Source organism: Kitasatospora sp. NPDC059812 (assembly GCF_042732075.1).
Lineage (GTDB): Bacteria > Actinomycetota > Actinomycetes > Streptomycetales > Streptomycetaceae > Kitasatospora.
In genome coordinates this window covers 35,586-48,235 of the sequence record NZ_JBHWIO010000002.1, presented here as the reverse complement: position 1 = coordinate 48,235, position 12,650 = coordinate 35,586, and the positions used below count along the sequence as shown (strand labels likewise).

12 protein-coding genes are annotated in these 12,650 nt (G+C 72.8%); all 12 read right to left on the bottom strand.

The genetic code is table 11. The features are described 5' to 3' along the window. Positions 1 to 114: 114 nt before the first annotated feature. The 12 genes from ACFV6D_RS01300 to ACFV6D_RS01245 all read right to left on the bottom strand — a co-directional run bounded on the left by ACFV6D_RS01300 (position 115) and on the right by ACFV6D_RS01245 (position 12,418). On the bottom strand, positions 115 to 708 hold the full coding sequence (locus ACFV6D_RS01300) for a hypothetical protein (RefSeq protein WP_380492332.1): 594 nt from the start codon (positions 706 to 708) through the stop codon (positions 115 to 117). 209 nt (positions 709 to 917) lie between these two features. Next, on the bottom strand, positions 918 to 1,688 hold the full coding sequence (locus ACFV6D_RS01295) for an ABC transporter permease (protein WP_380557487.1): 771 nt from the start codon (positions 1,686 to 1,688) through the stop codon (positions 918 to 920). Beyond that, positions 1,685 to 2,611, bottom strand: a complete 927-nt coding sequence (locus ACFV6D_RS01290; protein ID WP_063349236.1) for an ATP-binding cassette domain-containing protein — start codon at positions 2,609 to 2,611, stop codon at positions 1,685 to 1,687. The genes ACFV6D_RS01295 and ACFV6D_RS01290 overlap by 4 nt, the downstream gene beginning before the upstream one ends. Beyond that, positions 2,611 to 3,447 (bottom strand): DUF4097 domain-containing protein, encoded by an 837-nt coding sequence (locus ACFV6D_RS01285; RefSeq protein ID WP_380335117.1) that lies wholly within the window; start codon positions 3,445 to 3,447, stop codon positions 2,611 to 2,613. The genes ACFV6D_RS01290 and ACFV6D_RS01285 overlap by 1 nt, the downstream gene beginning before the upstream one ends. Positions 3,448 to 3,579: 132 nt before the next feature. Further along, positions 3,580 to 4,155, bottom strand: a complete 576-nt coding sequence (locus ACFV6D_RS01280; protein WP_380557484.1) for a YlcI/YnfO family protein — start codon at positions 4,153 to 4,155, stop codon at positions 3,580 to 3,582. 159 nt (positions 4,156 to 4,314) lie between these two features. Then, positions 4,315 to 5,382 (bottom strand): adenosine deaminase, encoded by a 1,068-nt coding sequence (locus tag ACFV6D_RS01275; RefSeq protein ID WP_380557481.1) that lies wholly within the window; start codon positions 5,380 to 5,382, stop codon positions 4,315 to 4,317. Between the two features lie 64 nt (positions 5,383 to 5,446). Then, positions 5,447 to 6,742, bottom strand: coding sequence for a DUF445 domain-containing protein (locus ACFV6D_RS01270; RefSeq protein WP_063349233.1), 1,296 nt, complete (start codon positions 6,740 to 6,742; stop codon positions 5,447 to 5,449). A 210-nt stretch (positions 6,743 to 6,952) separates the two neighbouring features. Continuing rightward, positions 6,953 to 8,248: a nucleotide sugar dehydrogenase gene (locus tag ACFV6D_RS01265; protein WP_380557750.1), complete on the bottom strand. Its 1,296-nt coding sequence runs from the start codon at positions 8,246 to 8,248 to the stop codon at positions 6,953 to 6,955. Between the two features lie 108 nt (positions 8,249 to 8,356). Continuing rightward, positions 8,357 to 9,589: a glycosyltransferase family 2 protein gene (locus ACFV6D_RS01260; RefSeq protein ID WP_380335125.1), complete on the bottom strand. Its 1,233-nt coding sequence runs from the start codon at positions 9,587 to 9,589 to the stop codon at positions 8,357 to 8,359. A gap of 129 nt (positions 9,590 to 9,718) precedes the next feature. Then, the gene (locus ACFV6D_RS01255) at positions 9,719 to 10,678 is read right to left on the bottom strand and encodes an ATP-binding cassette domain-containing protein (protein ID WP_063349230.1); all 960 of its coding nucleotides are present in this window, start codon (positions 10,676 to 10,678) and stop codon (positions 9,719 to 9,721) included. A 50-nt stretch (positions 10,679 to 10,728) separates the two neighbouring features. Continuing rightward, positions 10,729 to 11,556, bottom strand: coding sequence for an ABC transporter permease (locus tag ACFV6D_RS01250; protein WP_380335128.1), 828 nt, complete (start codon positions 11,554 to 11,556; stop codon positions 10,729 to 10,731). Further along, complete coding sequence (locus ACFV6D_RS01245; protein ID WP_079135855.1) at positions 11,549 to 12,418, bottom strand: ABC-2 family transporter protein; 870 nt, start codon at positions 12,416 to 12,418, stop codon at positions 11,549 to 11,551. The genes ACFV6D_RS01250 and ACFV6D_RS01245 overlap by 8 nt, the downstream gene beginning before the upstream one ends. Positions 12,419 to 12,650 lie beyond the last annotated feature (232 nt).

Here is a 12,650-nt window from a genome sequence, read left to right as displayed (position 1 = left end):
CTCACGGCGTCTCCCGCGCTGTTCATCTGTCTCTCTCCTCTCCTCTGTCCCCCCCGCTCGGCGCCCGTGGGCGGCCCCCGCGCCGTCTCGCGGCCCTACCGCCTCCCCCCAGCTCTACCGGGGCGTCGGGCCCTGCCGGCTCGGCCGGCCGTCCGGGTCGAGGGTGAACACCACGGTCTCGGTCCCCTTCACCCCGGTCACCGCGATCCGGTCCGGCCCGGACCAGTCGACCCTGCCGAACTCGCCGCCACGGATGTCCCATTCGCCCAGTTCCCAGTGCCGGGCGGACCAGCCGCTGCCGGTCAACAGCTCGACCCGGTAGATCGGGTCGATCGAGAAGGCGACGTCGGTCACGGTCAGCACGCGGTCCGGGCGCTCCGGGTGGCTCTTCCGGCTGACGGGCTGCCCGTCGCGGTCGAGCAGCAGCGACAGGAGCACGGCCAACCCCCCGAGGAAGACGAGCGACACCAGGGCGGCCGCGCAGCCGACCTGCGACCACCAGGTGCGGAACTCGAACTGGATCACCAGCGAGACCACGGCCAGCACGACGGTGGCTCCGAGCAGCGGCAGCGGGTGGTTGAGCCAGCGCTCGACCTCCACCAGCCCACCTGAGAACGAGGCCTGATAGCCCGGCAGATAGACCAGGAGCGCCGTCAGCGCCACGCCTCTGAGCCACCACACGATCCGCTTGCGACGTGCCGCCGTCATGCGCCCCTCCCCAGGGTGAGCCTTTGCCCGGACTTTACTACCGGATGTCCGGCGGTTGAGGCTCCGGTCGGCTCCGGCCCAGGCCCGGGGCGTCCACCACTACCGGCCACGACTCAGGACCGGCCACGACGCGGTACCGGCCACGACGCCGAGAGGCCCGGGCGGACATCGCTGTCCTCCCGGGCCTCCCGCTACCGGCCGTACCCCCGTCACCGCCGGTAGAAGACGCTCCTCGACCAGAAGTAGCCGATCAGCGTCAGCCCGGTGCACCACGCCAGCGCGCTCCAGGCGCTGTTGCCGATCGGGGTGCCCATCAGCAGCCCCCGCAGGGTCTCGATGATCGGCGTGAACGGCTGGTACTCGGCGAACCACCGCAGGGCGGTCGGCATCGAGTCGGGTGGGACGATCGCGCTCCCGATGAAGGGCAGGAACTGTATCGGCATCGGCAGGTTGCTGGCGCTCTCCACCGTCTTGGCAACCAGCCCGATGCCCGCCGATATCCAGGTCAGCGCGACAGTGACGAACAGCAGCAGCCCGACGGCCGCCAGCCATTCCACCAGCCCGGCGTTGGGCCGGAAGCCCATCGCGAGGGCCGCGCCGACCACCAGGACCAGGCCGAGCATGGTCTGTATCACGCTGCCGACCACGTGCCCGGCCAGGAAGGCCGAGCGCGAGATCGCCATCGTGCGGAAGCGGTTGACGATGCCTTCCGTCATGTCGACGCAGACCCCGATCGCCGTGACCAGCGACCCCGAGGCCGCCGCCATCAGCAGGATGCCGGGCGTCACGTAGTCGATGTAGCTGCCGCCGCCGATGCCCGCGCCGAGCGCGCCGCCATAGACGTAGTTGAACAGCAGCAGCATCATCACCGGCATGATCACGACTGCGAAGGTCAGGGACGGGTACCGCAGCGCGTGCTTGAGGTTGCGCCGCAGCATGGTCAGCGAGTCACTGACCGCGTAGCTCACCGAAGCGCTCATCGGACGCCCTCTCCCGTCAGCGTGAGGAACACGTCGTCCAGATCGGCCGTCTCCACGACCAGCGACTCGGCCCGGACCGAGGCGTTGTCGAGCGCGTCCAGCACCGCCTTCACGGTGACCACGGAGTTGTCCCCCGGGATGTCCAGCCGCAGCGCCTCGGTGTCGACCACCGCGTAGTCGAACAGTCCGGCGGCAGCCCCCAGTTGGGCCGCGTCCGCGAACTGGAGCCGGATCCGCCCGCCGGGGACGATCCGCTTCAGCTCGTCCGCCGTGCCCTCGGCGACGATCCGCCCGCCGTCCAGGACGGCGATCCGGTCGGCGAGTTCGTCGGCCTCCTCCAGGTACTGGGTGGTGAGGAAGATCGTCACCCCGTGGTCGGCGACCAGCCCCCGGATGATCTCCCACATCGTCCGCCGGCTGCGCGGGTCCAGCCCGGTGGTCGGCTCGTCGAGGAAGATCACCCGCGGATCGCCGACCAGCGTCATCGCCAGGTCGAGCTTGCGCCGCATGCCGCCGGAGAAGGTGACGACCGGCTTGCGCGCCGCCTCCGTGAGGTCGAACCGCCGCAGCAGATCCTCGGCCCGCCTCCGCCCCTCCCGACGGGGGAGGTGGTTGAGGTCCGCCATCAGCAGCAGGTTCTCCTCGGCGGTGAGCAGGTTGTCCACCGCCGAGAACTGGCCGGTGACACCGATCGCCGCCCGCACCCCGGAGGCCTGCTCGACCACGTCGTGCCCGGCCACCCGGGCCACCCCGCCGTCGGCCGGGATCAGGGTGGAGAGGATCTGCACGGTGGTGGTCTTGCCGGCGCCGTTCGGCCCGAGCAGGGCGAACACGCTGCCCGCCGGAATCTCCAGGTCGATGCCGTTCAGCACGGCCTTGTCGCCGTAGGACTTGGTCAGTCCGACTGCCGAGATCGCCGCCATCACGCCCTCCGGATCACGACGTCGCCGAGCTGGGTGCGGCCGCGGACCTCGACGGTCTCCCGAGCGTCGCCCGGACCCTGCGTCGCACCGAGGGCGTTGCGCACGGTGCCGACCTTGCTGTGCACGTCGAGCCAGGCGGCCGTGCCCTCCGCGATGCCGACCTCCAAGTCCCCCAGGGAGGTCTGCATGGTGATCTGGCCGCGCACCACCCGGCCGATCCGGATCGGGCCGTGCGCCGTCTTGGCGTCCACCCCCGCGTGGGCGGTGCCGACCTCGATCCGGCCGAAGGAGGAGCTGGCCTTGAGCGCCCCGTGGACCTCACGGACCTCCGTGTCGCCGTTGCTGTTCTTGACCGTCAGTGTGCCCCCGACCGTGCCGACCGCGACCCGGCCGAGCCCGGAGACCTCCGCGTCCCCGTCGACCGAGTCCACCCGGACCTCCCCGTGGTCGGTCTTGAGCCGCGCGCTCGCGGCCTGCTCGACCTGGATCCGGCCGAGCGAGGTCTTCAGCCGGCAGTCGCCGAGCGGGCCCTCGGCGACGAAGGTGGCCATCGGGGCGTCGGCGTTGACCTCCGAGCCCGCCGGCAGCTCGATCAGGATGTCGATCGAGCCGATCCGGCCGAACGGCGAGCGCTTCTTCGGGCCCTTGAGGGTGAACCGGCCGCCGGCGTAGTCGACCTGGGTCTGCTGGGCGGCCTTGACGTCCGCCTCCTCGGCGGGGTTGGCGGGCTTGACCTCGACCACGGTGTCGGTGCGCTTGCTCGCGCTGATCCGCACCGAGCCGATCTCGAATTCGAGGGTGGCGGAGATCGGTCCGTCGGTCTCGTACGTAGGCATGGCTGTCCCGTCCTCTTGACTCTGATGGGTGTTCCCGCTGGTCGGAGCGGGGGTGACGTCGTTGCGGATGGAGCGCGGATGGAGCGGATGGAGCGGGTCTGGCAGGCGGAGCGGATGGAGCGGGCGGAAGCGTCAGTGGACCCAGCCGGTGAAGCCCTGGCCGCCGCGGCGCGGGCGGACCGTCGGCTGGGGGGCCGGTGTGGCGGCCGGGCGGGCGGCCGGCTCGCCGGCCTCCAGCGCGCCGGCGACGGCCCGGACCAGCCAGGCGTTGAGGGAGAGGCCCTCCTGCCCGGCGGCCTCCTCCGCCCGGGCCTTGAGGTGGGCGGGCAGGCGCAGGTTGATCCGGGCGGTGCCCGTCTCGTCCGACTCCGGCGCCACTGGCGGCGCCACTGGCACCACCGATGCCGCCATCGGCGCCATCGGTGGCACCACGGGCGGCACATCACCGTGGAAGGCGTCGGTGCCGGGCGGTACGGTGACCACGAACTCGGGATCGAGCCCGCGCAGCCGCACGTCCACCGAGCCGGGGGCGAGCTCGCGGGTCACTTCGCCCATCGCGGCCGAGAGCGCGTTGAGCAGGGTGAGCCGCACGGCCGAATCCAGCGGCAGCGTCAGCCGCTCGGCCAGCGCGCGGGCTTCGTCCCCGCCCGTGCCCGCGGCCACCGCGAGCTCGTTCCGAAGGTTTTCGACGTACGGCGTGAGGTCCATGGCTTCAGCATGGCACAGCAGTGGTGCCATGTCGAGCCATTAATGGCGCCACTTTGGCACCATGTCCGAATGGGGACAGAAAACCGCCCCGCCGGCAGCTGCCAGCGGGGCGGTTCACGGGGCACTTCACAGGGCGTCCACCAGGGCGGACGCCGGGAATCAGGCCTTCCAGCCCGCCAGGTACGCGTCGATCTCGCCCGCCAGCCGCGCCTTGCCCGCCACGTCCAGGAAGGACGCCTCGACCGCGTTGCGCGCCAGCGCCGCCACCCCGGACTCGTCCAGGCCCAGCAGCCGCGCCGCGACGGCGTACTCGGTGTTGAGGTCGGTGCCGAACATCGGCGGGTCGTCGCTGTTGATGGTGACCAGCAGCCCGGCGTCCACCATCCGCTTGATCGGGTGCTCCTCGATCCGCTCCACCGCCCGGGTGGCGATGTTGGAGGTCGGGCAGACCTCCAGCGGGATCCGGTGCTCACCCAGGTAATCCAGCAGCGCCGGGTCCTTCACCGACTGCGTGCCGTGCCCGATGCGCTCGGCGCCGAGCACCCGGATCGCGTCCCAGACCGTCTCCGGCCCGGTGGTCTCGCCCGCGTGTGGGACGCTGCGCAGGCCGGCCGCCCGCGCCCGGTCGAAGTAGGGCTTGAACTGCGGGCGCGGCACGCCGATCTCCGGGCCGCCGAGGCCGAAGCTGACCAGGCCCTCGGGGGCCAGGTCGACGGCGAGCCGGGCGGTCTCCTCGGCGGCCTCCAGGCCGGCCTCGCCGGGGATGTCGAAGCACCAGCGCAGCACGACCCCGAGCTCCTTCTCGGCGCGCAGCCGGGCGTCCTCGATCGCCTCCATGAAGGCGACGTCCGGGATGCCCCGCTTGACCGAGGAGTACGGGGTGATGGTCAGTTCGGCGTACCGGATGTTCTGGCGCGCCATGTCCTCGGCCACGCCGTAGGTGAGCGCGCGGACGTCCTCGGCGTCGCGGATCAGGTCCACGACGCTCAGGTAGACGTCGATGAAGTGCGCGAAGTCGGTGAAGGTGAAGTACTCGGCGAGCGCCGCCGGGTCGACCGGCACCTTCGAGCGGCCGCGGTGGCGGGCCGCCAGCTCGGCGACGACGCGCGGCGAGGCCGAGCCCACGTGGTGGACGTGCAGCTCCGCCTTGGGCATCCCGGCGATGAACGCCTCGATGCCGCCCTGGCCACTGGGGTTTCCGATCCGACTTCCGTCCGGCTGGACCACGGTGGTTCCCTACTTCCTCTACGCGCGTACCGACAGGTGCTGGCAAGGATAGGCCGCCCCGGGGTCAGCCTCCGAGGGCGGTCGCGACGGTGTGGATGAGCAGCCCGGCCATGGCGCCGACCACGGTGCCGTTGATCCGGATGAACTGCAGGTCGCGGCCCACGTTGGCCTCGATCTTGCGGGAGGCGTCGTCGGCGTCCCAGCCCGCCACCGTCTCGGAGATCAGCGAGGTGATCTCGGCGCGGTAGGTGTCGACCAGGTACTGGGCGGCGTCCTGCAGCCAGCCGTCCACCTTGGCCTGGAGCTTGGCGTCGGTGGCCAGGCGCGCGCCGAAGCTGCTCACGCCCTCGCGGATGCGCCGGCGCAGTTCGCTGTCCTCGTCCTCGGCCGCGTTCACCACCAGGGTGCGGACGGCCGCCCAGGTGGAGGCGATCAGGTCCTGCACCTCGGGCCGGGCCAGCAGTTCCACCTTGGCCCGCTCCACCCGGGCGATGGTCTCCGGGTCGGTCTGCAGTTCGGTCGCGAAGTCGGCGAGGAAGTTGTCGATGGCGCCGCGGGCCGGGTGGTCCGGGTCGTCCCGGATGTCGGTGACGAACCGCATCAGCTCCTTGTAGACCCGCTCGCCGACCTGGTTGTCGAGGAACTTGGGCGTCCAGCCCGGGGTCTTCTGGGTGACCCGCTGGACCACCTCCTCGTGGTTGGCCGTCAGCCAGCCGTGCGCCCTGACGGCCACCAGGTCGACCACGCCGTGGTGCCCGCCGTCCGCGACCACCTTGCCCAGCATCCGGCCCATCGGCTCGGCCACCGAGGTGGCCGCCGCCCGCCTGGTCACCGCCTCGGCGACGACCGCCTGCACGTCGTCGTCCCGGAGCACCGCGAGCACCCCGCGCAGCGCCGCCGAGGCCTCCTTGGTGACCCGCTCGGCGCTGCCCGGCGCGGCCAGCCACTCCCCCAGCCGCCGGGCGATGCCCAGCGACGCGAGGCGGCCGCGCACCACGTGACCGGAGAGGAAGTTGTCGCCGACGAAGTCGCCGAGCGAGCGCCCGAAGGCGTCCTTCTTGGTCGGGATGATCGCGGTGTGCGGGATCGGCAGGCCCAACGGGCGGCGGAACAGCGCCGTCACGGCGAACCAGTCGGCCAGCGCGCCGACCATGCCCGCCTCGGCGGCCGCCGCCACGTACCCGGCCCAGGAGCCGGCGCCGGCCGCCTTGGCCCAGGTGGCGAGGGCGAAGACCAGGCTCGCGAAGGCCAGCAGGCCGGTCGCGATGGTCTTCATCCGGCGGACGCCATGTCTCTTCTGCTCGTCGGCGGCGGTGAACCGGACCCCGGGGCCCGTACCGCTGAAGGCTTCGTCACTCACCCCGCCAGTCTGCCCGCTGCCCGGCGCGGGTGAGAGCGCGCCCCGCGATCACGCGCCTGGTTGCGCGCCCGGGCACGCCTCGCGCACAGCCAGGCGCACGCCCTGTACCCACTCGCTCACGCCGCGTGCGGTACGCCGTGCCCGCCGACGCGGCGAGCCGCACGCCCGCCAGAGCCTGAACCCTCACCCCTCAGGCCCCGCCCAACATGGTCACGCCCCGCCCAGCACGATCCGCCGCACCCCCTCGACCGCCCACACCGCCGGATCCGTGCACCGCCGCCCGTCCAGCAGCACCCGCACCCCCGGCAGGTCCTCCGGCGCCAGCCCCCGGTACTCCGGGTGGTCCGCCTGGAGCACCGCCGCCACCACCGGCTCCCCCTCGTACGGGGGCAGCCCGAGCGCCGCCAGTTCCCCGCCCCCGTACAGCGGATCGCTGACGTACGGCCGCGCCCCCGCCGCCCGCACCGCCTCGACCAGCGGGAACACCCCCGAGTACGCCGTCTCCTTGACCCCGCCCCGGTACGCCGCCCCGAGCACCAGCACGCCCTGCCCGGCGATCCCGCCCGCCAGCGCGCCGTCCAGCACCCCGACCGCGTACCCGGGCATCTCCAGGTTGGCCTCCCGGGCGGCCCGCACGACCGTCGCACCCGGGTCGTTCCACAGGTACAGCCGCGGGTACACCGGGATGCAGTGCCCGCCGACCGCGATGCCGGGCCGGTGCAGGTGGCTGTACGGCTGCGAGTTGCACGCGTCGGCGATCTCCGCGAAGTCCACCCCGACCCGGTCGGCGTACCGGGCGAACTGGTTGGCGAGCGCGATGTTGACGTCCCGGTAGGTGGTCTCGGCGAGCTTGGCGAACTCCGCCGCCTCCACCGAGGCCAGCTCCCAGACGCCGTTGGGCCGGGGCAGGTCGGGGCGCGGGTCGAAGTCCAGCGCGGCCCGGTAGAACTCGGCGCCGCGCCGGGTCGAGGCGGCGTCCACGCCGCCGACCAGCTTGGGGTAGCGCCGCAGGTCGGCGAAGACCCGCCCGGTGCGGACCCGCTCCGGGCTGAACACCAGCGCGAAGTCCGCCCCGGCGGCCAGCCCGGAGCCGGCCGTCAGCCGGGGCGCCCAGCGGCCCCGGGTGACGCCGACCGGCAGGGTGGTCTCGTAGCTGACCAGGGTGCCCCGGCGCAGCCCGGCGGCGACGGCGTCGGTGGCCGCGTCGAGCAGGCCGAAGTCCGGGGTGCCGTCGGCGGCGGTGACCAGCGGGACGACCAGCACCACGGCCTCGGCGGCGGCGACGGCGGCCGTGGTGTCGGTGGTGGCCCGCAGCCGCCCTTCGACGACCACCCGCTTCAGCGCCTCGTCCAAACCCGCCTCCCGGGGGAACGGCGGCACGCCCTGGTTGACGCTGCGGACGACCCCGGGGGCGATGTCCGCCCCCGTCACCCGGTGCCCCTTCAACGCGAACTGCACGGCCAGCGGCAGGCCCAGCTTGCCCAGCCCGACCACGCAGACGTCCATCGCCCGACTCATCCCCGCACCCCGCTCATCCTCGCGTCCCGTTCATCCCCGTGTCCCCTCTCCTCCGGGGCGCCCAGCCTCCGGGATCCCCGGCCTCCGGGCCCCCGCTCACCCCCGGCCCCCGTTCACCGTGTTGGCGAGCCGGCGCCACACCGGGTAGCGCCGCAGCCCGCGCCGCAACTGGGCCGGCACGGCGCCGCGCCACACCTGCTGGGCCAGGTTGAGCGACGGAACCTCTACCGGCAGCCGCACCGGCTCCTCGCCCAGCAGGAACAGCTCGTCCGGCAGGCCCAGCCGGGCGTCCCGGAACGCCGGGTAGCCCGCGTAGTGCCGCCGCCCGTCGACGACCACCGGCGGGTCGCCGTGCGCGGCCTCGTACCGGATCAGGTCCCGCAGCGCCTCCGGCCGGACGGCGGCGGCGAGTTCGAGCCGCAGCCGCTCGGCGACGGGCAGCCGCTGGTAGACCGCGCGGGCGCCGAAGCGCTCGATCAGCCGGCCGACCTCGGCGCAGACCTGCTCCTGCACGGTGCCGTCGAGCAGCAGGAAGTCGTCCTGGAGCAGCCGCGGCACGTCCCACGCGAAACTGCGGGCCCGGATCGCGTCCAACTCCCCTCCGGGCGCGGCCAGATCGGCGGCGACCTGCTGCAACGCCGCGATCCCGCGCAGCCGGTCCAGCACCCCGGCCCGCTGGGTGACGTTGCCCAAGTCCTGGCGCAGCACCAGGAAGTAGCAGTCGTAGTCGGCGAGGACGGACACCCGGCCCGCCCGCAGGCAGGCCTCCAGGGTGAACGGCTGGTCCGAGAAGACCTTCAACTCCTCGTCGCGGCGCAGCCCGTGGCGCCGGACGAGGTCCATCCGGAACAGCTTGGTGTCGGACAGCGCCCAGGCCAGCGCCGAGTCGGTGAAGCCGACGGACTCGGCGTTGGCGTGGAAGATCCCCTGCGGCACCAGCCGCCCGTTCACCCCGACCTGCTTGGGCACCAGCACGTCCGAACCCCAGGCGTCGGCCGCCGTGACCAGCCGCTCCAGCGCCTCGGCGCCGAGCCAGTCGTCCGCGCCGAGGAACAGCACGTAGCGGCCGCGGGCCAGTGCCAGGCCCCGGTTGGTGGGGGCCGCCGGGCCGCCCGAGTTGGGCTGGTGCACCACCCGGAACAGCCCTGGGTGGCGGGCGGCGTAGTCGTCCAGGACGGCCTCGCCGCCGTCCGTGGAGCCGTCGTCGACGACCACCACCTCCAGCCGCCCGGGCGCCAGGGTCTGCCCGACCAGCGAGTCCAGGCAGGCGGTGAGGTAGGGCATGGTGTTGTAGACCGCGACCACCACGGTCACATCGGGTCCGGTCATCGAGAAGCGCTGCCCTCCGGTGTGCTGTTCGCCGAGCGATGCAACGTCAACTCGGCTGCCCGCCGGGGAGTCACGTGCCCTCCCCGGACGGGTGACAGCGACCGGACACACGTTCAGCGTTCGGGAGGGTCAGCCGATCGCCACCTCCGTGTACATCCGCGCGATCACGTCCTCGATCGCCGGCTCGCGCACCGACAGGTCCACCAGCGGATAGCGCGCGGCCACCGCCGCCACGATCGGCGCGGCGCTCTGCTGCGCCGGGAAGGCCAGCCACTGCCGGGGCCCCTCGACCTTCACCACCCGGGCGCCGGCCACCTCGATCGCGGGCCGGGCCTCGGCCAGGTCGACCACCAGGGTGCGCTCGCTGCGCCCGGTAGCGTGCAGGCCGTCCAGCCCGCCGTCGTAGACGACCCGGCCGTGGTCGATCACCATCACCCGGCCGCAGAGCTGCTCGATGTCGGTCAGGTCGTGCGTGGTGAGCAGCACGGTGGTGCCCCGGTCCCGGTTCACCTCGCGCAGGAACTCGCGCACCTTCCCCTTGCTGACCACGTCCAGGCCGATGGTCGGCTCGTCCAGGTAGAGCACCTGCGGGTCGTGCAGCAGCGCCGCCGCGAGGTCGCCGCGCATCCGCTGGCCGAGCGAGAGCTGGCGGACGGGGGTGTCCAGCAGCCCTTCCAGGTCGAGCAGTTCGACGCAGCGGGCGAGGTTCTCGCGATATCGGCGGTCGGGGATGCGGTAGATCCGGCGGGCGAGTTCGAAGGAGTCGCACAGCGGGAGGTCCCACCAGAGCGTGGTGCGCTGGCCGAAGACGACGCCGATCCGGCGGGCCAGCGCGACGCGTTCGCGGGCCGGGTCCACTCCGGCGACGCGCAGCCGCCCGCCGCTGGGCACGAGGATGCCGGTGAGCATCTTGATGGTGGTGGACTTGCCGGCGCCGTTGGGGCCGATGTAGCCGACGCACTCGCCGGCCTCGACGGTGAAGCTCAGCCCATCCACCGCGCGCACCTCGCGCTTGACCCGGCTGAAGCGGCCGGTGCGGGCCCGCACGGTGAAGGTGCGGCGGACGTCCTCGAGTTCGATCAGTGCCATGGGGGTTCCTTGCGTAGGAGGGGGGTTCAGCTACCGGTGCCCCGGTAGGTTCAGCTGCCGGTGCCGCGGTAGGCGCGCAGTCCGGCCCGCCAGGCGAGCCCGGCGGCGGCGACGCAGAGCGCGGCGGCGAGCGGGGAGGCGTACTGGAAGGCGGTGGGCAGGCCGAGCGGGTCGGGCCGGCCGAGGATGTGCAGGGCGGGCAGCCAGTTGACGAAGGCCAGCGGGACGCCGAAGACCACGCCGGCCACCAGTTCCTTGGCGAAGATGGTCGGCGGGTAGTGCAGCAGGGTCGCGCCGCCGTAGGTGAAGGAGTTCTGGATCTCCTTGGACTCGCCCCACCAGAACTGCACGGTCGCGCCGCCGACGTAGATCGCGCCGAAGATGACGCTGCCGCAGACCAGCAGGGCGGGCACCAGCAGCACGCGGTCCCAGGTCCAGTGCACGTCCAGGGTGGCCAGTGACCAGGCGAGCACGGCCAGGGCCTGGATCGGGCGGCCGAGCCGGCGCAGCGAGAAGCGTTCGGCGCACAGTTGGGCGAGCGCGGGCGCCGGCCGGATCAGCATGGTGTCCAGCGATCCGTTGACGATCCGCACGCCGAGGCCCTCGACCGAGCCGACCAGCAGGTTGGCCACGCCGAGGGCGAAGGTCGCGGTGCCGTAGAGGAACGCGATCTCCGGCAGGCGCCAGCCGCCCAGCTGGTCGGTGTGCCGGAACATCAGCACCAGGACGACGAAGTCCAGCGAGTGCGTGGCGAGGCTGGCCACCAGGTTCAGGGCGAAGGAGGCCCGGTAGGCCATCATCGAGCGCATCCACATCCGGGCGCACAGCCACCAGGAGCGGACCGCCCACGCGGTGCGGGGCACGATCGGCTCAGCCACCCTGCACCACCACCTTGCGGGTCGCCAGCCACTGGGCGCCCCGGCCCGCGGCGAGCAGGGCGACGGCCCAGGCGAGCTGGAAGCCGAGCGCGCCGAGCAGGCCGGCGCCGGTCGAGCGCTCCAGGAAGACGTCGGTCGGCACCTTCACCAGCGCCGCCCAGGGCAGCACCGCGGCGAGGTCGCCGAGCAGGCCGGGGAAGAGCACGATCGGCAGCAGCATCCCTGAGAAGAACATCGAGACCACCAGCATCACCGAGCGCACCCCGTCCGAGTCGTGCAGCCAGAAGCCGGTGATCGAGGCCAGGAAGCGCAGCCCGAAGCTGACCACCAGCGCGAGCAGCACCGAGAGCAGGAAGACCGCCCAGGTCAGCGGCTGCTCGGGCATCCGGGTGCGGAACACCAGGGCGCCGACGAGCAGCGGCACGGTGCCGCGGACCAGCAGTTGGAAGGCGGCCCGGCCGAGGTCGGTGGCCAGCCACCAGCCCTGGAAGTCGACCGGGCGGTAGAGGTCGACGGCGATGTCCCCGCTGCGGAAGCGGTCCTGGAGGTCGTCCTGGAAGCCGCCGCCCCACACCGCGACGGTGACCAGCAGGGCCTGGCTGACCCAGATGTAGGTGACGGCCTGGCTCTGGTCGTAGCCGCCGAGGCTGGGGCGGGCCTGCCAGAGGGCGAGGAAGGAGGAGGCCAGGATGATGCCGAAGACGGTGTTGGTGAAGGTGCCGGCCAGGGTGGCGGCCCGGTAGGTGGAGTAGCGGCGGAAGGCGCCGCGGGCGACGGCCGCGTAGAGCCCGAGGACGGGCAGGGGTCCGGTGGGATCAGGAGGGCGTGCGGTCCGCGTCTCCGCGGGTGCGAGATTCAGCATATTGTCTCCTTGTCGACAAATACGGGCAGACGGATGCCCGCCGACGTCCGCGCACACCCCAGCGGCTCCGACCGGCCGAACCCGGGGGTACCGGGCCGAACGCGCGGAGCTGACGGAACTGGGTGCGCTGTGCGGGTGCGCTATGCGAGTGCGCCATGCGAGGCGCTACCTGGTTTGCACCTTTCACCGTAGCGCCGAGGACCAGCCGCCGCACCCGATTTCCCCGAGCACG

Bases quoted from the DNA above. Each gene is read 5' to 3' on its own strand.
- ACFV6D_RS01255 (WP_063349230.1), bottom strand. From the start codon at position 10,678: ATGGCACTGATCGAACTCGAGGACGTCCGCCGCACCTTCACCGTGCGG.
- ACFV6D_RS01295 (WP_380557487.1), bottom strand. From the start codon at position 1,688: ATGAGCGCTTCGGTGAGCTACGCGGTCAGTGACTCGCTGACCATGCTG.
- ACFV6D_RS01280 (WP_380557484.1), bottom strand. From the start codon at position 4,155: ATGGACCTCACGCCGTACGTCGAAAACCTTCGGAACGAGCTCGCGGTG.
- ACFV6D_RS01300 (WP_380492332.1), bottom strand. From the start codon at position 708: ATGACGGCGGCACGTCGCAAGCGGATCGTGTGGTGGCTCAGAGGCGTG.
- ACFV6D_RS01245 (WP_079135855.1), bottom strand. From the start codon at position 12,418: ATGCTGAATCTCGCACCCGCGGAGACGCGGACCGCACGCCCTCCTGAT.
- ACFV6D_RS01290 (WP_063349236.1), bottom strand. From the start codon at position 2,611: ATGGCGGCGATCTCGGCAGTCGGACTGACCAAGTCCTACGGCGACAAG.
- ACFV6D_RS01285 (WP_380335117.1), bottom strand. From the start codon at position 3,447: ATGCCTACGTACGAGACCGACGGACCGATCTCCGCCACCCTCGAATTC.
- ACFV6D_RS01265 (WP_380557750.1), bottom strand. From the start codon at position 8,248: ATGGACGTCTGCGTGGTCGGGCTGGGCAAGCTGGGCCTGCCGCTGGCC.
- ACFV6D_RS01260 (WP_380335125.1), bottom strand. From the start codon at position 9,589: ATGACCGGACCCGATGTGACCGTGGTGGTCGCGGTCTACAACACCATG.